Below are 22,451 nucleotides of genomic sequence, written 5' to 3'. Positions count from 1 at the left end.
GGCGCTCCTCCGGAGCGCCCTCGATCATGTGGAGTATGAGGCGCCGGGTGTGTGCACTCGCGTCACTGCAACGAGCGTGTGAGCCAGACCACTTCACCGTTGTCTTCCATGGAAACGTGATCCCGCTCGAACCCGATCTTCTCAAGGACACGGAGCGACGGTGTGTTCCACGTACCGACGGTCGACCAGAGCCGTTTCCGCCCGGTCGCAATAGCGGCATCGAGCACCGCGCTGGCCGCCTCGGTGGCGTAGCCACGCCCATGCACACGTTGGAACAGCTCATACGCGATTTCCGGCTCCTCTACGGTGGAGCGGCCGATGATCAGCCCGCAGTAGCCGATGAAGTCGCCTTCGTCACGGCGCTGGATGGGCAACAGGGCGATCCCCGTACTCGCCGTCGCAGTGAGCAACTCCGCGATGGACGTCCGGATGTGCTCAACCGTGGTGGTCCCCTTGCCGCGTTCGGAGAGTAGGGCGCAGAACTCAGCGGCGTCCGACTCGGCCCACGGCCGCAGTATCAGCCGCTCGGTCTCAAGATGGAACGACATCGTCTCGTACGTAGTCATGCCCCAACTTTGCCCCACGGTTCATCACGATCTACAGCTGGAGTACGAGGCATACGAACACCGTACGGCGGCGGACTGTGCGGAATCAGATCCGCCGACCGCCGCCATTCTTGATCCATTCCCACTTGATGAGACAGGCCGCAAAAGGCGAGATCAGCATCGAAAGCATCCACAAGCCCACGCTTGCGGGTGAGTAGAAGTAGTAGTGCCACGCCACCGGTAGCAATGAAGGCGCAAGCAGAAGGACGACCAGCACACCCCACACAGTCAACGTCACGGCTGCGATGCGTGCCGTCACCATCGCTCCTCCCCCCTGCCGCCCCGACCGACTCCCTTAGCAGGACCGTAGCGTCCGCCCCCGCCTGACCATCGCCTGGGGTGCAGCCGAGGCCCCCACTTCTGACCTCGGTACATCTTTGGACGTCATGTCGTGTCGTGTCGTGTCGGCGTCAGACACCGGTTCTGAGCCAGAGGTTGTCCCGTATGGGCGTGAGTTATCCACTGAGGGCGAGGTTGTGCAGTCGGGCGATGCCGAGCATGGCCTGGCGAACGCCGTTGGTCTAGCGCCGTCGTCCGCGTCTGCCGCGCGATCGGCGGGTTGTCCTTTTGCTGGGTCGTCTGCCCTGGCTCTTGCCGCTCTGCGTGCCAGGTTTCTCCTGCCAGTCGATGCTGTCGACCGCCGACTGGCTCGCGGCATACGTGAGCGCATGCTGGACCAGCAGTGACAGCAGTCGCTTCGACTCCGCCGAGGAAAGCTCGTTCTGCCATGGGCAGACCGCGTACCAACCCTGGCCCGGATCCGTCAGGGGCGGGCAGGGCTCTGCCGGCTCCAAGGGCTCGGGCGGTGCTTCGGGAAGGCGCACCAGCAGCACGCCGGTGCCCACGGCAACGACCGCAGCGATGCCGTTGGCGGCAAGTACGGGCACCCCGAAGGACGCCAGGACGGGCCAGCGGGGAGCAAGGTCTTCAAGTCTTTCGACGAGGTCGGGGTGAGTATGCAGCTCCCACCCCTCGTCGGCATAGCCACCGCGCTCCTGCGGCACGCTCTGCTCACGCAGCAGGTCGAGCAGTGCCGTGTTCTGCGGCAGGTTCGGCAGCAGCATCATGCTCCGACACGCTACGCGCCGTTCAGCAGCACGGGCAGTGACGGTGCTCCTCTTCCACGACGCTTGCCAGAACCACACCAAGCGGCTGTATCAGCACGGCCGGTGGTGCCCGGGCTGCTCCCGCCGTACCCTCTTCGCTCGAATCAGCAGCGACTCACGGCGCAAACGCAGACCGTGTACGGCCACAAGGGCGAGCCCGCGGATTGATCAAAACCAGATACACCCCTAATGGCCCGCAGAGAAACTACATGCGTGCTCGTGTCACGCTGGCCTGGAGTGCCAAGTCCCAAAACCAGCAAGTTAATTCTCTGCGGGCCCTTAACCTCGCGCGGTTCGCTCACAGCGGCGCGGTGGTGAACGAGCCGCGCAGGATTCAGGCGATGCCATCCCGGTGCGGGCTGTCCAGCGAGTCCTCGTCCTTGTTCTCGTTGATCACCGCCCCCAGCGGCCGCAGCCTGGGGTGCTGGGCGTCCCGGTGGAGCAGGTGCAGGGTTTCCAGCAGCGTCCGGCACGGTCCGAGTGGCATGTCGGCCTCGGACGGTATCTCGACTCACTGAACCATGGACTCCCCCTTCTTTGCGGTCGTCTCCCGCCCCCGGATGAGACTCGGGACGTGCCGTGCGTGCTGCCAGGATCTGGCAGAATCCGGCATCAGCGCAGGCCAGGTGGACCTGGACGGGACGCGGTGTGGGGGCAGTCAGAGGTAGCCCCAGCGTTTGAGTATGTCGGTCCGGGTGGGGCCGCCGGTTCTGGTGTGGGTGCTGGCCAGAAGGTGGACGACTTCGGTGAGCTGGCTCATGAAGGCTGCGGTGTCGGCGTCTTCGGCGAGTCCGGCCTGGCTGAGCTCGTCCACCAGCTCGAGGTCGTTGCGCCGTGAGCCCATCACGTCGATCGTCAGCGTGCGGCGCAGGATGCTGGTGGTCTGCCATGCCTGCCCGTTCTCCCGAAGCGCGCTCAGCAGCGGGGCCAGCGGGGAGCGGGCGCGGGCGATCTCGCCCCACAAGTGCTGGCTCAGGTCGGGGCCGTGGTCGGCGTCGGGCTCCTCGGCGAGCACGGCCAGGAGTTCACTCAGGGCCTGTACGTCGGAGTGTTCGGCGAGCGCCCGGTACAGGGAGTGGAGGGCGATGTCGTCGTACGTCTTGTCGTCGCCCGCATAGCCGGGGACTTTTCTGGCGAGGTGAGCCAGCAGTGCGGCGAGGTCTGTCGCGTTGCGGTGGGTAATGATGTCGGTGAGGTAGCGGGCGCGCAGGTTCCGCGGGTAGTCGGGGTTGTCGCCCGGGCCGCTGTATGCCTTCAGTTCCTCCCACAGGACGTCGTGCGGGAGGTGAGCCAGGCAGAATTGGCGGACCTGTTCCCGATCCTGGGGGCGGTGCGCGTACACCAGCTCGCGTTCTAGGTGTCCGTGGTGGCGGGTGAGGGCTCCGGCGTTCAGCACGACTCGGGCCAGCAGGGGCCGGCGTTCCTCGTACTGGCTCAGCGCGAACGGCAGAGCGGTCTCCACCAGGGAGGCGCTGTCCTTGTCCGGCGGCCACAGCGCGGCGCTCGCCGCGGTCGGCAGCACCGCAAACTCACCCTGGTGGTACAGCTTCACCAGGTCCTGTGCCCTCAGGCTCCGGTCTCGCAGACCGTCCGGGAGCGGCCGGGCGTAGGCCGCGGGGTCGTCCACCCAGCCGTCCCCACCGGCCGAGGCGGCGGCGTAGGCATCGACGGCCAGCCACAGCGCGTGGAAGCGGCTCACCTCCACGTCGCCGTCGGGGCGACGGTGCGAGTGCTTGGCCAGCGTCCACACCAGCGCCTGCATGTTCGCCCACTCCGGCGCGCTCGTGGACGCCCCCCGCAGCAGAGCGGCTATCCCCTCCCGGCCCGGCCTGCCCAGCGCGCGCTCGTCCTCGTTCTTGTCGATCTCATCCGCCAGCGGTCGCAGTCCCGGATAGCCCGCGTCCCGGTACAACTCGTGGAGCGCCAGCAGCAAATCCCGCCGCGGCCCCGGCCCCACCTCATCCTCCGACGGCATCATCACCCGCTGAACCATCAACTCCCCCTCCCCTGACCCGCAGCGGCCTCTGCGCTGGACGCTCCGGTCTTCTCCGGCACGCGGGCGCACGAGTGTCAGGATCGGGCAGAACCCGTTGGCCGCGCAGCCGAACAACCGCATCCGACAACCCCGGCCAGGCCGTCCAGACCCGCCGGAGACGGATTGGCTGGCAGTCTTCGGCAGCCTCTGACCGGATCCGGCCGACGGGTCCCCGGTGGGCTGACGCTGGAAGGGCGGCAGCTAGCCGCGGCCATCCGCACCCACGGGGATATCACCCATGTCCAAGAACACGACTGCCCTCGCCCGTACGAACCCGCGCAGCGCGGGCCGCCAACGACGGCCGGGCGGGCCACTGGACCTCGCCGCGCTCGTGCTCCTGCTGGCCGTCGCCGCGGCTTTGTTCCTCACCGTCGGGCCCGCCGGTCTCTCCCTCGTCGTCAGCACCGGCGCCGGCCTCTACACCACCTGGCGCACCCACCGATAACCCGTCGGCTCCCACCTCGGCGCGCCCTCGAACGACGGCCCGCCGAGGTGGCAGAAACGACGACGGACGCTGCGCCGCCCCAGAAGGCTCGGCGTGCAGGGGGCGTTGCCGGGGCTCGGTGGCTACAGCCATCCGAGCAGAAGGTGGCCGGAAGCCGAAGCAACAACTGAGCGCCACCACTGACCGACAGGCGTTGCCGTTTGCGGGCCTGAGCAGTTCACGTCGCGGTGCGAAGCGCCCAGCGGTGCCCGCCACACCTCATACACGTCCCAGTAGTACGGCGAGTCCTGGTCGCTGTGGTCAAAACCGTGGAGCACCTCGTCACCGCGGGGGTCGTCACGCAGGGCGAGCCGGATCGTAGCCATGACCCGTACGGCCTCGTCCTGGTCGTTGAGGCATGCGGCGAGAGCGTCCGAGGGAGCAGGATTTCCTCGCCGGGGCTGACGATGGGGTCAAGGTGCAGAAGCGGGACCCCTGGTAGGCCAGGCAGACCGGCCAAGGTCTTCCTGTTCCGGGAGGTCCTGTGTCCAGCCGGTCTGCGATCGGCGTGCTGACCCGTACGGTCACCGTGGCTGGCGGCGTCTATGCGCCTGGCCACTTGGGCGAGTTGCCTCCATACCTCCCCTTCAAACTTGTCCCTGCGTTGTCCTGCAGGAGGCGGTGAGCCCTTCGTATGGTTCACCCACCCAGGGGCGCCGGGTGTGGCTTTCAAACTTCTGCCGCTTGAGACTTCCATCGATTGGCCGCCCGGCGCCCCACGACGACTCGGCTGCCAATTAGGAATTGCGAATGATCGCCACGTAGGGAATCGACAGCGAGGTCGTCCGTGGGAGGAACCAGCCGCACACCGCACGGAGGCACCATATGGCGGCGATCTGGGCCGGCATCGACGCAGGCAAGACCCATCACCACTGCGTCGCGATCGACGAGAGCGGCCACCGGCTGCTGTCCCGACGCGTCGCCAACGACGAACCCGAACTCCTCGAACTCCTCACCGATGTCCTGGCCTTGGGCGACGAGGCGTCCTGGGGCATCGACCTGGCCGACGGCGGAGCCGCCCTCGCCATCACGGTCCTCTTCAACCACGACCAGACGGTGCACTACATCTCCGGCCGGGCCATTCACCGCGCCTCCGAGAGCTACCGCGGCGAAGGCAAGACCGACGCCAAGGACGCCGCCGTCATCGCCGACCAAGTCCGCGTCCGCCGCGACCTGCACCCCTTACGCACCGGCGACGACACCGTCATCGACCTGAAGATCCTCACCGGCCGTCGCATGAATCTGGTCGCCGACCGTACCCGCACCATCAACCGCCTCCGGGCCCAGCTCACGGGGGTCTTTCCCGGCCTGGAACGGGCACTGGATCTGACCAAGGCAGGCCCGCTGACCTTGCTGACGGGCTACCGAACCCCCGCCGACATCCGCCGGATCGGTGCCAAACGGCTGGAGACCTGGCTGCGAAACCGCCACGTTGTCCACTCGGACCGGCTCGCTGAGGCAGCGGTCCAGGCTTCCGAACGGCAGCACACCAGGCTGCCCGGGGAGACGCTATCCGCCGAGCTGGTGCACACGCTGGCGAAGGAGGTGCTGGGCCTCAACCAGCAGGTCGCCGAGCTCGACAAGGCGATCGAGGCCCGGTTCCGTGAGCACCGCGACTTCGACGTGATCACCAGCATGCCCGGCCTAGGTGTCATCCTCGGCGCCGAGTTCCTCGCCGCCACCGGTGGCGACATGGCGGTCTTCGGCACCGCCGACCGCCTCGCCGGCTTCGGCGGCGCCGCTCCGGTGCCCCGCGACTCCGGGAAGATCAGCGGGAATCTGAAGCGCCCGCAGCGATACAGCCGCCGCCTCCAACGCGTCTTCTACACCTCGGCGTTGTTCAGCATCCGCAAGTGCGAGGAGTCGCGCAGGTTCTACGACCGCAAACGAGCTGAGGGCAAGCGCCACACCCAGGCCGTCCTCGCCCTCGCCCGCCGCCGCGTCAACGTCCTCTTGGCCCTCCTACGGGACGGCCGGTGCTACGAGCCAGCTCCGCCGGCAAGGGCTGCCGCGTAGGAACCGACGCGACACGTTCCGCGTCGGACGGTCGATCTGGCGCATTCAGTCAGACCAGGCAGAACTCGTTACCTTCAGGGTCTGCCATCACCACGTGATCCGGCCTGCCCTGCAGCTCGTCCTCGCGGACCACAGTCGCACCCGCCACGGTCAACCGCTCGACCGCCTCGACCACACGCGGCCAGCGGATCTCCCACGGTGTTTCACGGCCGCCACCTACTTGCACGTCAAGGTGCAACCGGTTCTTCATCAACTTCGGCTCCGGCACCTTCAAGAAGGACAAGGTGGGGCCTACGCCGTCCGGATCCGAGAGATACGCCCCGTCATCCCACTCGTCCTCCGGAACGCCATGGTGCGCGATCCACTCCTCCCAGCTCCCGAACCCTGCGGGCGCGGGCTTCTCCACATAGCCCAATGCCAGCGCCCAGAACTTGGCCAGCTTGCCCGGGTACGCGCAGTCGATCGTCAAGCTCCACTTGGTCGCCATGAGCCCTCCCCAGTCTGATGGACGCACCATACCGGGCACCTCTGACAATCCCCGGCCCGCTACTTCGCGCGTGCCCTGTGGCTTGACGAACGGCATTAGGAATCGATGACGTGCCGGCGCGACCGCGCAGGGTCCAGCAGCGGCTGCGCCAACTCCCTTCCAAGGAACAAACTGAGTCGGCGCACACCGCTGTCTGCCGCACTCCGCGCGATGGGGAAAGCCGAAGTCATCGGAGTGTCCGCTGACACACACCGACGGCCCCGGTCGGTCCGGGAGGCTCAGGGGTGGCTCGTCTTTGAGGCCCGCGCCTCCTGGAGCATCTCCCGCAACCACTCTGGGGTGTTCGCGGCATCGCGGGGGTAGTACTCGAAATCGAGCAGGTAGGCACCCGGGGTCAACTGAGGGACAAAAGCGGGCTCGTTGTCGTAATCGAACTCGATCGTGTAGTCCCCCGAGCGTTCGACGACATAGCGGGCGGTGAACCACGTGCCCTTGCCCGGCTGGTAGTGCGCGGCGCGCAACTCGTTGAACTCCTCCCAGACGATGCCCGGAACGCGGTAGTTGGTGGACGATCCGTCATCGAAGATCGCTTGCAGCCCGGCCCCGTCGATCTGGATCGTGCCGCGGAACTCGCACCGGATCCGGCACCATCCCGCGGGGACCGCCTCCACCAGGGCCCGACCTATCACCTGCAGTGCCGCCGCCGAGTCAAGCGGCTCCTGTGAATCTCTCTGCGCCATAAGATCATCGTTCCACACGTGCGCATGGAACCGAAGTAACGGGCTGCCGCGATGAGTCGGGGGCAGCCCGTTACGTGATCTTGCGGGATCGCCCCCGGCCGCAACCTGACGATCACCGCGTGCTCAGATGCGACAGGCGAGACAGCAGCGGAGGAAGTACCTGATGGGTAAGGCTCTGATCTTGTCCGCCGCCACGGCCGGCCCTGAGATCGATCTTGATGGCCATGGTGTGATCCGAGGACAGGACTGCGGGCCGGCCAAGCCAGAGATGGTCACGCCCCCCATGCGGATGGATCCCCCAAGGCGCACCCGTAATCGCCGCCCGCACAGTTGTCGGATGGACGCACCAAGAGCTGCCTGGCGCAATACGACACACGACTGGGCGAGCGCCGTCGACCGCGACCACCTGGAGCACATCCGCCGGATTCCTGCCGTCTTCGCCCCCGGCGGCCTCCGGCACCTGATCCTGGAAGTCGTCGCCTACGCGGCCGACGAGGCCGAATGCACCGGCGGCGGGCACTGCCTCATCACGCTCCACTCCGATGGCTCCGTGGCCGTCGCCGACGACGGACGGGGCACCGACACACGCCGCGACGAACACGGCCACGTCGTGAAGAAGCCGGTCATGGCGACGAAGGACCTCCGCTTCTTCGACCACTCCGACACGCCACTGCTGCCCGACAAACACCCCCGCCGCGGTATCTCCACCGTCGCCGCGCTCAGCACCTGGCTCGTCCACACCAACCGCCGCCGCAACGGATCCTGGACCCAGCGATACGAACACGGCATCCCCACCACCGACCTGCAACCCATCACCGACGACCGCACGACCGGGACCCTCGTCCACTTCTTCCCGAACGAACCCCTGCGTAGGTTTCACGACGTGACGGCGGACGAGCTCGCGCGACTTGCCGAGGCATGGCCACAGCTCTCCGTCACAATCGACGACCGCCGCGCTGCCTGAACCACTCCTCCCGCAGCCACCACCGCGTGCAGAGCGAACCCTGTGCCGTCGGGCAACGATCCACCCTGCAAGTGCTGATCGTTTCCCGCGATGGCGGTGGGTCGGCGCGGACAGAGTGGTGTGGATGATGGTGCAGTGACGCGCATCAGTGATGACCACGTGAAGGTCAGCTTCCGGATGGAAAGACGAGGACGGCTGGCCGCCAGCGAGCGTCGAGAGCCTGTGGGCGGTGGACCTTGGTGATGGAACGGTGCGGGAGGAAAGCAGGCGGAAGCCAAGGCAGTGCCACACGCCGTCGAGGAGTGTGGAGGGCACGGGCAACCACCGGGCGTCGGCCGTCGGCGGGTAATCTGGGCGCTCGTTGGTGTACGAGTCCGTGACCACCGCGCAGCAGCCGTCGGCCAAGGCCCAGATCGCTTCCGCCAGCAATGCGGCCTCGACTCCGGTTCCATGCCACTCGGCCGCCAGGCAGACGTTGTGCACGGCCAGTACGTCGCCATCGGTGGACGAGACCATGTCCGCGAACCTCGCCCGGGGGATGCCGTCCCAGTCGAGCAAGGACCGGGAGAGCTCGGCCAGCCAGTGGTCGTCGCCTTCTGCGGCGGTAGGCAGTGCGCAGTTCGACGGGTTGTCCCGGCACAGCCGGTACAACGTCATCATGCCGATCTCACCGCCCGTGGTTCGGCCGGGAAACTGAGCGGCGACGACCGTGACCGCCCATTCCTCAACCGCGTCGTACTCCTCGCGGGCCAAAACGGGCTGGACTTTCCGATGCACCAGACACAGCCGCCCGGGATCAGCAGGCACCCGCCTGCCCGGCTTCCGCCCCGGCCAGCTCCGCGACGCTCTCTCCCCCGGCGGCGGCCTGGTCAAGGTGCGCTGCATGCGCCGGACCCTGCACCTGTGGCCGCTCGACCAGGCCTGCGATGCCCACGCCGCCACCCTGCGGCTGCACCTCGGAGCCACCGCTGCCGCCGCCCGCCGCCACCATCTCAGCGTGCCCGAGCTGGCACGATGGGCCGAATCCAGCATCACCGAACTCCACGACGGACCGCTCTCCTACCGCGATCTCCAAGAACGCATCGGCAAACAGCATCCCGCCACAGGGGTCGAGGAGATCCCTCTGGGTATCAAGTGGGCGTGGGAATCGGGCCACATCGCCTGCCGCAACACGGCTACTTCACTACACCGCGAGGCGCGCCAGTTCGCCCTCCTCAACCACGCCCACCCTGGCCTGTCCCTGGCCAGCGACGACCCGCACGCCGCGACCATCCGCCTGGTCCGCCGCTACCTGCGCGCCTACGGCCCCGCCGCCGAAGGTGACCTGCTGTGGTGGTCTGGCCTGCCCCGCACCCAGGTCTCCCTCGCGCTCGCCGCCCTGCGCCCCGAGATCACCCTCCTACACGTCCACGGCCTCAAGGGCGAGCAGATGGCGCTGACGTGTGACATCGACCAGCTGCGCACCAGCCAGCCCCTGCCAGACGACCACGTGCGACTCCTCGCCTTCGAAGACCCCTCGTTCAAGGGCTACTTCACCACCCGATCCCGCTACCACGATCCCGCTCACACGACACGGGCCTTCAACCCCATCGGGGAAGTACGCGCCACCATCACCGTGGCGGGCCGCATCGCCGGCACCTGGGCCTGGGACAAGAAAACCCGCACCGTGCAGCACGAGCTCTTCGCCAGAGCGCCTCGGCACGTGAGTCGCCTCATCCGCCTGCAGCTCGACCGGACCCAGGCATTCCTGCGCGGCGAGCCCTGCTGAGCCCGGTTCACCCGATCGGTGAAACATCGCCCCACCGCCGCCAGGCACCGCCAGGCACCGCCAGGCACCGCCATAATCGGTGCCCTCAACAGCCCCACGACAGAAGCCCGATCACCGTGACCGCACCACTTATTTCCCAGCCCACCCGCCACCGCCGCATCTGCGACGTCCACCTCGTCCTCATCCGCGACGACCACGTGCTCCTCACGCTCCGCAAGGGCGGATACGCCGCCGGCCTGTGGCAGGTCCCCTCCGGCCATCTCGAACACGACGAGCCCACCGACACCGGCAGCGTCCGCGAAGGCTGGGAAGAAATCGGCGTACGCGTCGACGACAACCAGCTCGACTTCGCCCACTTCATCGACCACCGCGCCCCCGGCGAAGAACCCCGCCTCGGCGTCTTCTACCGCGCCCGCACCTGGCAGGGCGAGCCCTACAACGCCGAACCCGCAAAATGCGGCGGCCTCGACTGGTTCCCCCTGACCGCCATCCCCCACCACACCGTCCCCTACCACGCCGCGGCCCTCGGCCACATCGCCGAAGGCCGCATGCGCTCCAAATTCGGCTGGGACCCCGACCCCACCCCCTGACCGTCCACACCACGTGTGAGCCAACCCTCGCCACCCTCGGACCAAGGGGAAACGAAACCGTCCACCACAGTGTGGGGGGGCACGCTCAGGTTTGCCCTGCGCTCCCCCGGGACCTTGACGATCTTTCCCCGCGCTCACAGTGAGCGCACACCGTGCCAGCGTCATTGGCTGTGACCGTAGGCCACACCGTGGCGCGGATCGGCGAATGCCTGCTGGCCGCGCCGAGGCCACGCCGCCGAACGAGGCCGGCCCACCGGCGCGGACCGCCGCGAAGCTGAGCAATAGACAAGAGTTGTGGGGCTTTCCGACGCGGTGATCTTGGCTGCTGTAAGCCGGGCGTCTTCGCGCACCTGCGGGTCGGGTGGTGGAGGAACGCGGGCGAGCTCGCGTACTCGACGTCAGTTCCCGGAGACCACGCGCAGATCATGCAGGGTCACGGCCAAGGCGCCGGCCGGCAGGACGAGGCAGCCGCCCGCCGCCACGGCGATCGGGTCGGGGTCGGGACGGCCGAGGCAGACGGCGAGCGCCACGGCCCCGGCCAGCAGGCTGCCCGCGGTCAGACTCCACAGGCCGAGGCGCAGGCTCGCAGCGGACGGCGGGACGAGCACGGCGCCGCCCACGTCCGAGACCGCGCGACAGGCCTGGACCGCGGCCGCAGCCAGGGCGAGCCACCAAGAGTCGGCCGCCAGGTGCTCCCACAGCCCGGCTCGCCCCGTGTGGACCCGCGCGAGCGCCACCACACCCGCCCCGAGCAGCATCGGGACGCCGAGACGACGGACGGCACGATCCACCAGGACGCGCAGCGCGCCCGCCGAGAGCTTCGGGCGCGGCGCGGCGAGCGCGAGACCGAGCAGCAGCAGGACGGCACAGACGCGCGCCGGCCAGGGCCCGCCCGGCGCGTCGGCGAGGGGGGCGCCCTGCTCCCCCATCGCGTGGCCGAGCAGCGCGGTGAACAGCGCGACCGCGACGCCGAGCGTCGCGGCACGGCCGAGGCGCCTGTCGCGCGCGCCGACGGAGCGAACTTCAGCGGGCCCGGACTCGGCCGGCCCAGCCTCGACGGGCCTGGGGTCGACATGCCAGAGCACCGGGTGCAGCCACAGGTCGGCGGCGCCGCGCAGCGCGTCGTACCAGCCGCGCCAACCGGCCGCCCGCACCTCCTCGACCATGGCCTCGCCCCAGCGGTCGCGGAAGGCGGCCGGGTAGAGCCGCACCAGGCGGTCGGCGACGCTCATGCGGGGCTCACTCCCAGGCTGCGCAGCCCGGCGGCGGCCACCTTGGCCATGGACCGCAGCTCCCGTTCGAGCACCGCCCGCCCCTCGGCGGTCAGTTGCACGGGGCGCTGCCGCCCCGACTCCTCGACCGGCTCGACGAGCCCCTTGGCCTCCAGCCGGGTGAGCGCACCGTAGAGGCTGCCGGGCCCGAGGCGCTCCCCGACCAGCCGCTCGATGGCCGCGTTCACGGCATAGCCGTGCAGCGGCCCGTCGGCCAGGGCACAGAGCACCAGCGTCTGGGCGTCGTTGGCCTGCATGCCGACCGTCTCCCTTCGTTGACTGGACTCAGATTACTACGCACTGCGTAGTACGCGGTGTGTACTATTCCGTCATGGCCAACCGTCCCGACGCGACGCCAGCCGCCGACGCGACGCTTCCCGTCGGCCACCCCGCCCGGGCCGCGGTCTGCCGAGCCGCGCGGGACGGCCTGGCCGCAGCCGCGGTCTTCACCGCCTTCGCCGAGGTCACCTCCCACGTTCAAGCGGTGCGCGCGGGCAGCCCGTGGCAGAACGACCCGTACGACGCTGTGGTCTCGTTCACCCTGTTCCTGGTCCCGGCCCTGGCGGCGCTCGCCGCCGCCCGGTCCGTCCTGCTGCGACGGGACGAGCCGCAGCCGCGCTTCCGGATCAGTCAGCTCCTGCGCACCTGGGGCCTGTGCGCCGCGCTGATCGCCACCACCACGCTCACCGACTGGACGGCCGTGGCACTGCGCGCCGACCGAGGCCGATGGAGCGGCATGACGCCCTGGCTCGTCGCATCCCTGGTGCTCCCCACGGCGGCCGCCGCTGTGGCAAGCGCGCGCGTCCTGCGCGCTCGTCGGCTCCTCTCCCCGGGCCCGCGCGGGCGCGGGGAGAGTGCGGCGGCGGGTGACTGGCTCGACGATCTGGAGCCAGTGGTCCGGGGCTTGGCCGTGCACCTCCCGGCGCCGTTGACGCGAGCAGTGGACCGGGCTGTGACACACCGGCGCTTCGCCTGCGCCGTGCGGTTCACCCGCCGGCACGTCCTGGGCCTCGCCGAGGCGGCGGCCGGGCTCGGCGGCGCGCTGCTGGCCGCCGCGGAGGCCGTCGGCGAAGGCTGGACCGACCCGCTGCTCTGGCTCACCGCCGCGTCGGTCCACGCGGGCGGGTTCTTCGCCTTCGCGATGCTCTGCAACGCGACGCTGTCGATCGCCGTACCGCGCGCGAACGGCCGCCGTCGCGGGTCCCTGCGGGCTGCACGCCACGCGGTCACGGCGGCGGCTCTCGCCATCCCGCTCACCGGAGCACTGCGGGCACCACTGCGTCCGCTAATCGGCCGAACGGACACCGTTCCAGCTCTCGCCGAACTGGTCTTCGCCGGCGCCGCTGTCACGGGTGTGCTCACCTTCGTGGTCGCCGTCGCACTCGGCTCCGACTGACCCTGAGCACCGTAGGGGGGCTCGGTCATCGTGCGCGAGGTGTCAACGCCCACGTGGCCCGTGAGGTCCGCGGCAGCAGGAGTATCCATCACGGGTCACGAGCCGAGCGGGATCCGGGCCCGGACGGTCTTGCCGAGTAAGACCAGCCCCAGGACAAGGTGAGGGGTGGCTGGATTTGTTGGCCGGTGAAGGTCTCGCGTAAGACCCGTAAAGATCAAAGGATCCGCTCATCCTGCTCATTCGTATGAACATTGAGGGAGTTCTGATGAGGTCGAACACCTATGGACGACGTCCGGCTGCCGTGGTCGGTGCGTTGATCGCAACCGTGCTCGCGCTGCCGGCCTCGGCGCAGGCCGCACCGGCCGGAGACCATGCCGCCACCAAGGCGGTCCTCAGCGCCTTTCAGGCGGAAGGCGGTCCGGGAGCGGGCCTCTACGCCGGTAACGGCAACGGCACGTGGAGCCTCTCCGTCGGCACCGGCACCACCAACGCCACCCTGCCCATCCAGCCCGCCGACCGCTTCCGCATCGGCAGTCAGACCAAGGCGTTCACCGCGTCCGTGGTCATGCAGCTGGTTGACGAGGGCAAGGTCTCCCTCGGAGCGCCGATCGAGCAGTACTTGCCGGGCGTCGTCGCCGGTAACGGACACGACGGCAACGCCATCACCATCCGGCAGCTCCTCCAGCACACCAGCGGCATCCCCACCAACGGGAATCCGCAAGCGAAGGCCAACCCGGACGGGACCTACGCGCTGGCCGAGGTGGTGCGCGACGGCCTCCGCCTGCCCTCCGCCTCCACGCCCGGGGCCGCGTTCCACTACTCGAACACCAACTACCAGATCCTCAGCATGCTCGTCGAACGGGTCACCGGCATGCCGCTGAGCAAGGCGGTCACCAACCGGATCATCGAGCCGCTCGGCCTGACCCGGACCACCTACCCCCTCGCGGGCGACCACTCCCTGACCACCCCCTACGTGCACGGATACGATGGTGGCCGGGTCGGCCCGTTCTTCTTCTGGACCGATGCCACCGCGAACTTCGAACCGTCCCAGTACAGCGGCGCGGGAGCAATGATCTCCACGCAGCAGGACCTGACCGCCTTCTACCAGGCGCTCATTGGCGGCAAGGTCGTCTCCGCCGCGAGCCTGGCCGAGATGCAGACCACCTTCCACGCCGGGCCGGGCTTGGACTTCGGCCTCGGCCTGACCAGCCGCGCCCTGTCCTGTGGTGGCACCGCCTGGGGAATCAGCGGTGCGGTGCGGGGGTACGCCTCGCTGACCATGGTCACCGCCGACGGCCGCCACGCGACGGCCGTGACCAATGCGGCGTCGTCGTCGCTGAAGGTGTTCGACGCGGTCGACTCAGCTCTCTGCGAATAGCCGCAATACCGTCCGCACCCACGACCGTTGCTCGTGAGTGCGGACGGCTTGAGCGCGGGCCAGGCATGCACGCGGGTGTTGCGGACCTTGTGGTGTCAAGTGCGGCGTGGCCCGCGCCGCCTGGATACCCGCGGCGTCCTCGCCGAACCCGAACCCGGCCTGTTCACCCCCACCCAGCCCGCACCAGCTGCCGCGGACCCCAACTCGGCCTGAAATCCCGCGATCGCCCCGGAGAGTCCGCTCAGGAGTGGAAGCCCCGGCCGTACTCTTCGCGGCTGAGCCGAAAACCGGCTGGCCGATCACGGCGGAGCTCCTCATACCGCTGGACAAAGGCGCTTCGCAGCAGGCGCTGCATCGGCCCTGGGCGGGCGTGGCCGGCCTGTTCAGCGAGCCCGCCGGCAGTTCTTCCGCTCGACGCCGGACAGCAGTCCAAGCACGAAGGCGCGGGCCGTGGCACGCGGCTCCACCCGCTTGAACCGACCCGCGATCCGGGCCATGGCCTGTTCGAACATCGCCCGCCAGCAGGCAGTCTCTATGCTCTGGCCCGCGGCCACCGCACGAACTTCCGGGGTCGACACAACCCCCGATGATCACGCGGTGGCCGTTCCCGCTCTCACGCGGGTCCGACGCAAGATCGCGAAGTCAGACCGCAGCACTGACCGGTGGCCCGTCAGGTCAGCTCCAGCGCCCTGCGGCGGCGGCCTCGGCGGCGAAGTCCTCGAACGACCTGGGCGGCCTGCCGAGCGCCCGCTCCACGCCGTCGGAGACGTCCGCGCCCCGGCCGTCGCGGATGTCCACGAGCAGGCCGGTGAGTAGTCGAGCGACGTCGGCGGGCACGCCTTCGGCGACCATGCGGTCCACAAAGACGTCGGGGTCGATGTCAAGGTGACGTACCGTCCGCCCAGTGGCGGCGGCGATCAGGTCAGCCGCCTCACTGAAGCCGATCGCCCGTGGGCCGGTCAGCTGGTAGGTCTGTCCGCTGTGGCGGTCCTCGGTCAGCGCTGCGGCGGCGACCTCGGCGATGTCCTCGGCGTCGACGAACGGCGTGCGCCCGTCACCGGTGGGCAGTTCGAGGGTTCCGGCCAGGACGCCCGGCAGCCAGAAGGACTCGCTGAAGTTCTGTGCGAACCAGTCGGGTTGCAGGATGGTCCAGTCGACGCCGCAGTCGCGGACGGCCTGTTCGGCTGCCTTGAGCGGGTGGCTGTCGTCGGCCTGGCCGACGCCGTGGGCGGAGAGCAGTACCAGCCGCTGCGCGCCCGCGGCGACCGCGTCGGCCACCAGGCGGGGGATGCGCGCTTGCCGGTCCGCGCCGGGCTGCAGGTTGGGCTCCATGAGGTAGACGGCGGCGGCGCCATCGATGGCGGGTGCCCAGGTCGCCGGATCGTCCAGGTCGAAGTGGACGTCGCCGCGAGTGCGGGACGCCGTACGGACCGTACGACCCTCGGCCGTCAGGCGGCGGGCGATGCGGCGGCCGGTCGTGCCGGTGCCGCCGAGGATGAGGATGTTCTTCATGCCCTCCAGACAACCCCGGTGGAGGCAGACGATCCATGGGAGACCGTCGCTCATCCCTTTGCAATCGTCTAGCGTGGCCGGCATGGACGTCCTGAGCGATCTGCTGCACCGGGCCCGCGCCAGGAACGCACAGATCCGGCAACTGATCCAGCGGCCACCGTGGTCGATGACCTTCGCCGACGCCCCTCCGCTCACGGTCGTGGCCACCCTTGGTGGCCACGCGTCAGTCCGGCTCGACGACGACCCACAGGCCACGCCGGTGCGGTTGGCCGCCGGGGACATCGCCCTCATCAGCGGCACCAACCGGTACACGATCGCCGACGCCCCGGAAACCCCGCCGCAGGTGGTGATCCGCAGTGGAAGGAAGCACGTCATCGACAGCGCAACGGCAGCCCGGCAGAACCTGGCGCCCCGCACGTACGGCGACGGACTGCCCGGCGCCACGACCCTGCTCCGGGGTGCCTACGAACTCCGCGGGGACGTGGGCGAGCGCCTGCTGGACATACTTCCGCCACTGGCCGTCGTGCCCACCGGGCCGCGCACCCGCGCGGCGCTGGACCTACTAGCCGCCGAGGTGGCCCACGAGGAGCCCGGTCAGGATGCCATCCTCAACCGGCTGCTGGACCTCGTACTGGTGCTGGCGCTGCGCGCCTGGTGCGCCCGGCCGCAGGCCGAACTCCCCTCTTGGTACGGGGCGCTGTCCACCCCGGCCGTCGGCGACGCTCTGCGCCTGCTGCACGAGGACCCGGCACACCGGTGGACGGTCGCCGAACTGGCCGCGCGGGTCGGCCAATCCCGGGCCGCCTTCGCCGCGCGCTTCACCGGCGTGGTCGGCGAGCCACCGCTCACCTACCTCACCGGCTGGCGGATGGCGCTGGCGGCGGACCTGCTGCGCGACACGGAGGAGACCGTTGCCGCGGTGGCGCGCGAGGTGGGGTACACAGATGCGTTCGCGTTCAGTGTGGCGTTCAAACGGGCGTGCGGGGTGAGCCCGTCGGACTGGCGGCGGAAGCGCGGCCGGGACGATGAATCAGTTCAGGACGGATGATCGCATGAGCCGGCGCGACACCTACCAGGACAGCACACCCCAACGGGCACGCCTGCAGCACCAACCCCGTCGACCTGAACGTCTTGGCGGTCCGGCACCTGCTCTGTGCCGTGCCGACCCCGCCGATCACGTCCCTGCGCAGGCTGCTGAACTGGTCGAACTGGCGCAGATACCACCAGGCCGGAGATCGCCGCAGCCGCAACTGGCGACGACTCACCAGCCCCTCAACCGGATAGATCACGAAGTCGCACTGGAGTACCAAGCGGTTGCGGCGAGGTCGCGTGCCGATTCTTCTCGGAGTTCGACCTCTCGGCCGGGCCGAACCACGAGGGGCAACGGCGCGCTTCGTCACAACCGTTCAGGGTTTGACCGTTGGCTCCGGCACCTCGCTGGAGGCCTCGTCGGTCCAGGCCTTCCGGCGGCGGATGATCGCGCTCTTGGCTGCCTCCATGGCGGAGTCGAACTCACTGCTCGTCGGTGCGGGCAGGCAGACACTCGTGCCGTCCACCAGGTCCAGCCGAATCCGGTAGAAGGGGCCGGCTTTGCGGCCCATGACTTCGTCGATCCCCTTGTCCATGTCGATGTACTTGACCTTTTCCCAGGGGATGAACCGCCGCCGTAGCGGCGTCCTGATACGTATGCCGTCGGCCTCGACGTACGTGCGCCCGGCGAAGAAGTAGCACCCGATGAGGGAGAGGGTCGCGATCGTAAAGAGGCCAGTGGACCAGAAGCCCAGGCCCCTCCCGCGCGGCGACTCCTGGAAGCGCCGACCGAACTCGTCCCAGCCCATGCCGAAGGTGATGACACACGGGAAGACCACACCGGTGAGAAGAAAGACGGCGGCGGCCAGCCAGAACCATCGACGGGGCACAGCACGAAACTCGATCGTTTTCACATTTCCACCCTACATTTGGGGTGACTTGCGATACGGCGACCCACCTCGGGGTATCGGTGCTGCTCAGCGGGCCCGGCCCAGCGGACGCTTGGCCTCAGGGTTCGGCCTGACCGAGTGCCCAACGCAGGAAAAGATCAGCACTCGACTTCGGCGTAACCGCTCAGTCCTCCAGCCAGCCCACGACGCTCCGCGGTGCGCGTCCCACGGAGCGGCAACGGCCGCCGCCGAGAGGCGCAGTGACGGTCGGTCATTGCCATGCCGCCACCGTACGGACCCGCCTTCCCTCCCGTCACATCGCGAACGGAGGAGGCCAGTCCCGGCGGACCGGTCCGTCCCACGCCCCAGCGTCACCCGCTCGCTGAAGCCAGCGGTCAGGTAGTCCGCTTCCTGAAACGGACGGGGTGAGCGCGCGACTGCGCGGCGTTTCGTACAAGCCTCACCAAGCAGAGGCGTGTACCGCACAGGTTTACCTAATCTCAAACCTCTGCGTGATGCGTTGCCGTGCCGACCGGGCCGACAGTGGTCAGTCACCACTGGTCGTCCAACTGGAGGCACACCATGCGCATCCCACGGCGGACTGCCGCCCTGGCCACCACCGCGGCGTTCCTCGTCGGAACCGGCAGCCTGGCCACCGCAACCAACGCCTCAGCCGCAACCACCTACACCTGCCACTACAGCTACGACATCCCCAAGGAATACGAGTACGCCGGCTACTACAGCGGAAACAGCTACGTCCCGACCTACGGGGACTGGAGCACACCCGCGATCGAGGCACAGTGCCTGCTCAACAGGCTGCACTACGGCCTCGCCGTAGACGGAATCTACGGACAGCACACCCACGACGCAGTGCAGAACTTCCAGGCCAGCTACGGGATACCCGCCGACGGCTACGTAGGCCCGCAGACCTGGCCGCTCCTGCGCGTCGCGGCCTACCACAACTGGTGAGCTGACCCCGGTCCGATCTTCGGGGGTGGCCGTACCTGCCCCACCCTCAAGCGCGGCTTGCTCAACGGGGCCGGGCGGCCGGTGTACGCCCGCCGCCCGGCTGCACGGCCGGGATCGTGTACGTCCCCTGCTCCGGGATGAGGCCCTGCTTCCGCACGCGCCCACCCCGCACCCGGGCGTCAGCGTCGACTTCCACAACGGCGCCAGGATCTTCATGCCCTTCGCGCACACCACCCGCTGCAGCCAGAACCACGGCCGCGAAAGATACCGCCCACAGAACGACTTCTCACGCTGGGGCCCTGACCATCGACGCCCCCGAGCAGGGCACCTTCACAGGCTGGTGAGCCCAGCCACCGCATGTGCCCGCGGCGGTGCCCAAGTCCAGCTGCCTCACATGGAGTCGGCTGTGGGATCAGGTCGCGGGGAATGTGCTGCGGCGGCCAGGACGGTGGACCGGGCGTCCACCGCGAGGCGTTCGAGCGTGGGAGGGGCGGGCCGCGCCGCGGTGTAGGCGAGCAGGCGGAGTGCGGCGACGGTTTTGGCCGCCGGGCTCTGGGAGTTCAGGTTCGGGGTGCCGGCGAAGAACTCGTGGCGGGGCCGTGCCTTCAGGTGCTCGGCGACCGTGGCCAGAACGGTATCGGGGTTCTGTGCAGCGGTGCCGGTGTGCTGATGGGCGGCGTCCAGGGTGGCGCTGTGCAGTGCCAGCGCTATCAGTGTGGTGACGAGGGAACCGGTATCAGCCGTGTCGAGATCCCAGATCGCACGGCGGCGGGCGCGGTCCGCTGACTCACCCGGGTTGCACTGGCAGCGCCATATATCCGCGCGGCCAGTAAATGGCATTTCTCCCAGGTCCGGGCCGGAATCTCGGATTGAGTCATACGCCTACGGTGCAGGGGGCAGGCACCGCCTGCCTACCCCGACACCAGGCAGAACATCACACACACTTGAGGCACAGCACGTCGTTACTCCTTGGCCCCAGGCAGGGCGCTCACACCCCGGCAACGGATCTGCAGGCGCCGAGGGCACGGCTCGTCGCCTGTAGGTGAGACGGACGGCAAGTGGTGATTGCATCATCAGGCTCAGGTCGCCGTGGTTCGGGTATAGCGGGCGCGCATGGCGTTGCTGGCGGCGGGGCCGGCGGTGAACACATATGCGTTGCTGTCGTCGAGGCGGAGGCCGGTCTTGGCGTCGACGACCACGGGTTCGACCTCTTCACCGCTGTCTGCATCAACCAGGATCATGCTGCGCTGCTCGGGGGCGAGGCGGGAGTTGCCCCAAGCTGCAAGGGTGACGATCACCGGGCGCAGGGATCGGCCCAGGTCGGTGAGGACGTATTCGTGGCGTACCGGGTTGGCCTGGTACGGGCGGCGCTCCAGGAGGCCGTCGCTCACGAGGGTTTTCAGGCGTGCGGTGAGCATGCTGGTGGAGATGCCGAGGTTCTCCTGGAACTGGTCGAAGCGGGTGTAGCCGTCGAAGGCGTCGTGGAGGATCAGCAGCGTCCACCATTCGCCAACGTGCTGCACGGTCGTCGACAGCGGGCATTCGAGGTCTTCTGCCCTGATACGGCTTGCCAAGGTTGACCACCCCCAGAGAGTTACTGCTAAAATCGAAGTTACTAGCTTCTATTTTAGCAGTAACAAAGGGGTGCGGTGCCCGCGCCTGCCCGCACCCGGGAACGGAATGCGACATGATCACCCCCGCAAGCCCGGTCAACGAATCCCTGAAGGGCCGGCGCACGCTGGTCACCGGTGGCACGAAGGGGGTCGGTGCCGCCGTCGCCCGACGGCTGGCCCAGGCCGGCGCCACCGTACTGGTGACCGCGCGGAGCCGATCGAACGGTGTCGCGGCCTCGGACATGATCACCACCGACCTGGCCAGCCCCGAAGGGGCCGCCACAGTGGTCCAGGAAGCCCTCCGCCGTCTGGGCGGCGTCGACATCCTGGTCAACAACCTGGGCGGCTCCGAGGCACCCTCGGGCGGATACGCGGTCCTCAGCGAGGACGACTGGGCCAGGGAGCTGAACATCAATCTCCTCGCTGCCGTCCGTCTGGACCGCGGCCTGCTGCCCGGCATGATCGAAGCCGGCAAAGGCGTCATCATTCACGTCTCCTCGATCCAGCGCCGCATGCCGCTGTGGAACGGCACCCTCGCCTACGCCGCCGCCAAGGCCGCGCTGACCACCTACAGCAAGGGCCTGGCCAACGAGGTCGCCCCGCACGGGGTCCGCGTCAACACGGTCGCCCCCGGCTTCGTTCAGACCGCCGCCGCCGACGACCTCGTCGCCCGGATCGCCAAGAACGCCGGAACCACCCACGAAGCTGCGCTGAAGCAGCTCATGGGCTCCCTCGGCGGTATCCCGCTGGGCCGTCCCAACCGCCCCGAAGAAGTCGCGGAGCTCGTCGCCTTCCTCGCCTCCGACCGTGCCTCCGCCATCGTCGGCGCCGAACACGTCATCGACGGCGGCACCATCCCCACCGTGTGAACCCCACCACCGTCAGGAATTGCCATGCACACCGACCAGCCCCAGGACATCGCCCCCGACGCACTGCCCGAGGTGATCACCCGCTACCTGGCTGCCCACCGCGACCATGACACCGCCGCTGCACTCAGCGCCTTCCATTCGGACGCCACCGTGACCGATGAGGGCAAGACCCACCGCGGAGCCCCCGCGATCGAGACCTGGCTGAACCGTTCCTCCAGCGAGTACACGTACACGATCGAACTCACCAGCGCACAGAAGGTCGACACCGACCACTACGTCGCCACACACCACCTCGAGGGCAACTTCCCTGGCGGGGTGGTGGACCTGCACTATCGCTTCACCCTCGACGGCGGTCTCATCGAGAACCTCGTCATCGAACCCTGACCTGCACCCACGCATGCCCCAGCCAGCATCACTGCACTCAACATCCGTAAGAGCGACTTGCCGCAACGCCCTGACCATTCTGTTACCAGCTCTAAGACCCCAACCGCCCGTGGCGGCCCCGCGACATCGCGGCCCGCTTCGGCGATATCACCATGAAGACCATGTACCGGCAGCTCAACCGCTGGGCCGCCAACGGCCTCATCAACAAGATCGGCCCTGGCCTCTGCACAGCCACCAAATGGGCGCCAACACCCCTGCCACCAGCGGAAATCCGTCAACTACCCAGCCTTGGGCCAGGGCCCGCATGCACCGGTGTTGCGCTTCTTGCCGCCTCCTCGTCGAAGC

General features: G+C 68.7%; 25 protein-coding genes. 12 read left to right on the top strand and 13 right to left on the bottom strand.

From position 1 onward, the window contains the following. Positions 1-62: 62 nt before the first annotated feature. From BG418_RS31485 to BG418_RS31465, 5 genes are all read right to left on the bottom strand, one after another. Positions 63-566 carry a GNAT family N-acetyltransferase gene (locus tag BG418_RS31485; protein WP_188277460.1) on the bottom strand — a complete coding sequence of 168 codons (504 nt, stop codon included), beginning with the start codon at positions 564-566 and terminating at the stop codon, positions 63-65. 85 nt (positions 567-651) lie between these two features. Next, a complete protein-coding gene (locus BG418_RS31480) occupies positions 652-867 on the bottom strand; it encodes a hypothetical protein (RefSeq protein WP_188277459.1) in 216 nt (71 codons plus the stop codon). Positions 868-1,126: 259 nt separating this feature from the next. After that, positions 1,127-1,672: a hypothetical protein gene (locus BG418_RS31475; RefSeq protein WP_188277458.1), complete on the bottom strand. Its 546-nt coding sequence runs from the start codon at positions 1,670-1,672 to the stop codon at positions 1,127-1,129. 373 nt (positions 1,673-2,045) lie between these two features. Beyond that, positions 2,046-2,198 carry a hypothetical protein gene (locus BG418_RS31470; RefSeq protein ID WP_188277457.1) on the bottom strand — a complete coding sequence of 51 codons (153 nt, stop codon included), beginning with the start codon at positions 2,196-2,198 and terminating at the stop codon, positions 2,046-2,048. 171 nt (positions 2,199-2,369) lie between these two features. Further along, positions 2,370-3,704 (bottom strand): hypothetical protein, encoded by a 1,335-nt coding sequence (locus BG418_RS31465; RefSeq protein ID WP_188277456.1) that lies wholly within the window; start codon positions 3,702-3,704, stop codon positions 2,370-2,372. 280 nt (positions 3,705-3,984) lie between these two features. On the opposite strand from BG418_RS31465, the gene BG418_RS31460 reads away from it, so the two are divergent. After that, positions 3,985-4,191 (top strand): hypothetical protein, encoded by a 207-nt coding sequence (locus tag BG418_RS31460; RefSeq protein ID WP_188277455.1) that lies wholly within the window; start codon positions 3,985-3,987, stop codon positions 4,189-4,191. Positions 4,192-5,055: 864 nt separating this feature from the next. Further along, on the top strand, positions 5,056-6,246 hold the full coding sequence (locus tag BG418_RS31455; RefSeq protein WP_188277454.1) for an IS110 family transposase: 1,191 nt from the start codon (positions 5,056-5,058) through the stop codon (positions 6,244-6,246). Between the two features lie 49 nt (positions 6,247-6,295). Here BG418_RS31455 and BG418_RS31450 read toward each other — a convergent pair whose 3' ends face one another. Then, positions 6,296-6,733 (bottom strand): VOC family protein, encoded by a 438-nt coding sequence (locus tag BG418_RS31450; protein WP_188277453.1) that lies wholly within the window; start codon positions 6,731-6,733, stop codon positions 6,296-6,298. A 278-nt stretch (positions 6,734-7,011) separates the two neighbouring features. Next, complete coding sequence (locus BG418_RS31445) at positions 7,012-7,473, bottom strand: hypothetical protein (protein ID WP_188277452.1); 462 nt, start codon at positions 7,471-7,473, stop codon at positions 7,012-7,014. Positions 7,474-7,810: 337 nt separating this feature from the next. On the opposite strand from BG418_RS31445, the gene BG418_RS31440 reads away from it, so the two are divergent. The 4 genes from BG418_RS31440 (at position 7,811) to BG418_RS31425 (ending at position 10,795) form a co-directional block, all read left to right on the top strand. Next, positions 7,811-8,437, top strand: a complete 627-nt coding sequence (locus BG418_RS31440) for an ATP-binding protein (RefSeq protein WP_188277451.1) — start codon at positions 7,811-7,813, stop codon at positions 8,435-8,437. Between the two features lie 376 nt (positions 8,438-8,813). Continuing rightward, on the top strand, positions 8,814-9,134 hold the full coding sequence (locus BG418_RS31435; protein ID WP_188277450.1) for a hypothetical protein: 321 nt from the start codon (positions 8,814-8,816) through the stop codon (positions 9,132-9,134). A gap of 12 nt (positions 9,135-9,146) precedes the next feature. Next, a complete protein-coding gene (locus BG418_RS31430; protein ID WP_188277449.1) occupies positions 9,147-10,205 on the top strand; it encodes a DNA glycosylase AlkZ-like family protein in 1,059 nt (352 codons plus the stop codon). A gap of 116 nt (positions 10,206-10,321) precedes the next feature. After that, positions 10,322-10,795: an NUDIX domain-containing protein gene (locus tag BG418_RS31425; RefSeq protein ID WP_188277448.1), complete on the top strand. Its 474-nt coding sequence runs from the start codon at positions 10,322-10,324 to the stop codon at positions 10,793-10,795. A 398-nt stretch (positions 10,796-11,193) separates the two neighbouring features. Here BG418_RS31425 and BG418_RS31420 read toward each other — a convergent pair whose 3' ends face one another. Both BG418_RS31420 and BG418_RS31415 read right to left on the bottom strand, forming a co-directional pair. After that, positions 11,194-12,027: a hypothetical protein gene (locus tag BG418_RS31420; protein WP_188277447.1), complete on the bottom strand. Its 834-nt coding sequence runs from the start codon at positions 12,025-12,027 to the stop codon at positions 11,194-11,196. Next, positions 12,024-12,323, bottom strand: coding sequence for a PadR family transcriptional regulator (locus BG418_RS31415; protein WP_188277446.1), 300 nt, complete (start codon positions 12,321-12,323; stop codon positions 12,024-12,026). Before BG418_RS31415 ends, BG418_RS31420 begins: the two co-directional genes overlap by 4 nt. A gap of 74 nt (positions 12,324-12,397) precedes the next feature. On the opposite strand from BG418_RS31415, the gene BG418_RS31410 reads away from it, so the two are divergent. Both BG418_RS31410 and BG418_RS31405 read left to right on the top strand, forming a co-directional pair. Next, positions 12,398-13,462, top strand: a complete 1,065-nt coding sequence (locus BG418_RS31410) for a hypothetical protein (RefSeq protein WP_188277445.1) — start codon at positions 12,398-12,400, stop codon at positions 13,460-13,462. Between the two features lie 265 nt (positions 13,463-13,727). After that, on the top strand, positions 13,728-14,840 hold the full coding sequence (locus BG418_RS31405; RefSeq protein ID WP_188277444.1) for a serine hydrolase: 1,113 nt from the start codon (positions 13,728-13,730) through the stop codon (positions 14,838-14,840). Positions 14,841-15,515: 675 nt separating this feature from the next. On the opposite strand, the gene BG418_RS31400 is transcribed toward BG418_RS31405, so the two are convergent. Beyond that, positions 15,516-16,352: an NAD(P)H-binding protein gene (locus BG418_RS31400; RefSeq protein WP_188277570.1), complete on the bottom strand. Its 837-nt coding sequence runs from the start codon at positions 16,350-16,352 to the stop codon at positions 15,516-15,518. 82 nt (positions 16,353-16,434) lie between these two features. On the opposite strand from BG418_RS31400, the gene BG418_RS31395 reads away from it, so the two are divergent. Then, positions 16,435-17,400 carry an AraC family transcriptional regulator gene (locus tag BG418_RS31395; RefSeq protein WP_188277443.1) on the top strand — a complete coding sequence of 322 codons (966 nt, stop codon included), beginning with the start codon at positions 16,435-16,437 and terminating at the stop codon, positions 17,398-17,400. Between the two features lie 358 nt (positions 17,401-17,758). On the opposite strand, the gene BG418_RS31390 is transcribed toward BG418_RS31395, so the two are convergent. Continuing rightward, positions 17,759-18,271, bottom strand: coding sequence for a PH domain-containing protein (locus tag BG418_RS31390; RefSeq protein ID WP_188277442.1), 513 nt, complete (start codon positions 18,269-18,271; stop codon positions 17,759-17,761). Between the two features lie 582 nt (positions 18,272-18,853). Between BG418_RS31390 and BG418_RS31385 the strand changes: the two genes are divergently transcribed. Then, positions 18,854-19,240 carry a peptidoglycan-binding protein gene (locus BG418_RS31385; RefSeq protein WP_188277441.1) on the top strand — a complete coding sequence of 129 codons (387 nt, stop codon included), beginning with the start codon at positions 18,854-18,856 and terminating at the stop codon, positions 19,238-19,240. A 390-nt stretch (positions 19,241-19,630) separates the two neighbouring features. Here BG418_RS31385 and BG418_RS31380 read toward each other — a convergent pair whose 3' ends face one another. Beyond that, complete coding sequence (locus BG418_RS31380) at positions 19,631-20,080, bottom strand: hypothetical protein (RefSeq protein ID WP_188277440.1); 450 nt, start codon at positions 20,078-20,080, stop codon at positions 19,631-19,633. A 239-nt stretch (positions 20,081-20,319) separates the two neighbouring features. Further along, positions 20,320-20,814: a helix-turn-helix domain-containing protein gene (locus BG418_RS31375; protein ID WP_188277439.1), complete on the bottom strand. Its 495-nt coding sequence runs from the start codon at positions 20,812-20,814 to the stop codon at positions 20,320-20,322. Between the two features lie 113 nt (positions 20,815-20,927). Between BG418_RS31375 and BG418_RS31370 the strand changes: the two genes are divergently transcribed. Together BG418_RS31370 and BG418_RS31365 are read left to right on the top strand one after the other, a co-directional pair. Next, positions 20,928-21,722 carry an SDR family oxidoreductase gene (locus tag BG418_RS31370; protein ID WP_188277438.1) on the top strand — a complete coding sequence of 265 codons (795 nt, stop codon included), beginning with the start codon at positions 20,928-20,930 and terminating at the stop codon, positions 21,720-21,722. A gap of 24 nt (positions 21,723-21,746) precedes the next feature. Further along, positions 21,747-22,106, top strand: a complete 360-nt coding sequence (locus BG418_RS31365) for a nuclear transport factor 2 family protein (protein WP_188277437.1) — start codon at positions 21,747-21,749, stop codon at positions 22,104-22,106. Positions 22,107-22,451 lie beyond the last annotated feature (345 nt).

Origin of the sequence: Streptomyces sp. CBMA152 (genome assembly GCF_014596475.1) — a bacterium.
Lineage (GTDB): Bacteria > Actinomycetota > Actinomycetes > Streptomycetales > Streptomycetaceae > Streptomyces.
The sequence above is the reverse complement of the archived record's forward strand: the minus strand, read 5'-3'. Positions and strand labels throughout refer to the sequence as shown.

Bases quoted from the DNA above. Each gene is read 5' to 3' on its own strand.
- BG418_RS31485 (WP_188277460.1), bottom strand. From the start codon at position 566: ATGACTACGTACGAGACGATGTCGTTCCATCTTGAGACCGAGCGGCTG.
- BG418_RS31480 (WP_188277459.1), bottom strand. From the start codon at position 867: ATGGTGACGGCACGCATCGCAGCCGTGACGTTGACTGTGTGGGGTGTG.
- BG418_RS31475 (WP_188277458.1), bottom strand. From the start codon at position 1,672: ATGATGCTGCTGCCGAACCTGCCGCAGAACACGGCACTGCTCGACCTG.
- BG418_RS31470 (WP_188277457.1), bottom strand. From the start codon at position 2,198: ATGCCACTCGGACCGTGCCGGACGCTGCTGGAAACCCTGCACCTGCTC.
- BG418_RS31465 (WP_188277456.1), bottom strand. From the start codon at position 3,704: ATGGTTCAGCGGGTGATGATGCCGTCGGAGGATGAGGTGGGGCCGGGG.
- BG418_RS31460 (WP_188277455.1), top strand. From the start codon at position 3,985: ATGTCCAAGAACACGACTGCCCTCGCCCGTACGAACCCGCGCAGCGCG.
- BG418_RS31455 (WP_188277454.1), top strand. From the start codon at position 5,056: ATGGCGGCGATCTGGGCCGGCATCGACGCAGGCAAGACCCATCACCAC.
- BG418_RS31450 (WP_188277453.1), bottom strand. From the start codon at position 6,733: ATGGCGACCAAGTGGAGCTTGACGATCGACTGCGCGTACCCGGGCAAG.
- BG418_RS31445 (WP_188277452.1), bottom strand. From the start codon at position 7,473: ATGGCGCAGAGAGATTCACAGGAGCCGCTTGACTCGGCGGCGGCACTG.
- BG418_RS31440 (WP_188277451.1), top strand. From the start codon at position 7,811: ATGGACGCACCAAGAGCTGCCTGGCGCAATACGACACACGACTGGGCG.
- BG418_RS31420 (WP_188277447.1), bottom strand. From the start codon at position 12,027: ATGAGCGTCGCCGACCGCCTGGTGCGGCTCTACCCGGCCGCCTTCCGC.
- BG418_RS31415 (WP_188277446.1), bottom strand. From the start codon at position 12,323: ATGCAGGCCAACGACGCCCAGACGCTGGTGCTCTGTGCCCTGGCCGAC.
- BG418_RS31410 (WP_188277445.1), top strand. From the start codon at position 12,398: ATGGCCAACCGTCCCGACGCGACGCCAGCCGCCGACGCGACGCTTCCC.
- BG418_RS31405 (WP_188277444.1), top strand. From the start codon at position 13,728: ATGAGGTCGAACACCTATGGACGACGTCCGGCTGCCGTGGTCGGTGCG.
- BG418_RS31400 (WP_188277570.1), bottom strand. From the start codon at position 16,352: ATGAAGAACATCCTCATCCTCGGCGGCACCGGCACGACCGGCCGCCGC.
- BG418_RS31395 (WP_188277443.1), top strand. From the start codon at position 16,435: ATGGACGTCCTGAGCGATCTGCTGCACCGGGCCCGCGCCAGGAACGCA.
- BG418_RS31385 (WP_188277441.1), top strand. From the start codon at position 18,854: ATGCGCATCCCACGGCGGACTGCCGCCCTGGCCACCACCGCGGCGTTC.
- BG418_RS31380 (WP_188277440.1), bottom strand. From the start codon at position 20,080: ATGCCATTTACTGGCCGCGCGGATATATGGCGCTGCCAGTGCAACCCG.
- BG418_RS31370 (WP_188277438.1), top strand. From the start codon at position 20,928: ATGATCACCCCCGCAAGCCCGGTCAACGAATCCCTGAAGGGCCGGCGC.
- BG418_RS31365 (WP_188277437.1), top strand. From the start codon at position 21,747: ATGCACACCGACCAGCCCCAGGACATCGCCCCCGACGCACTGCCCGAG.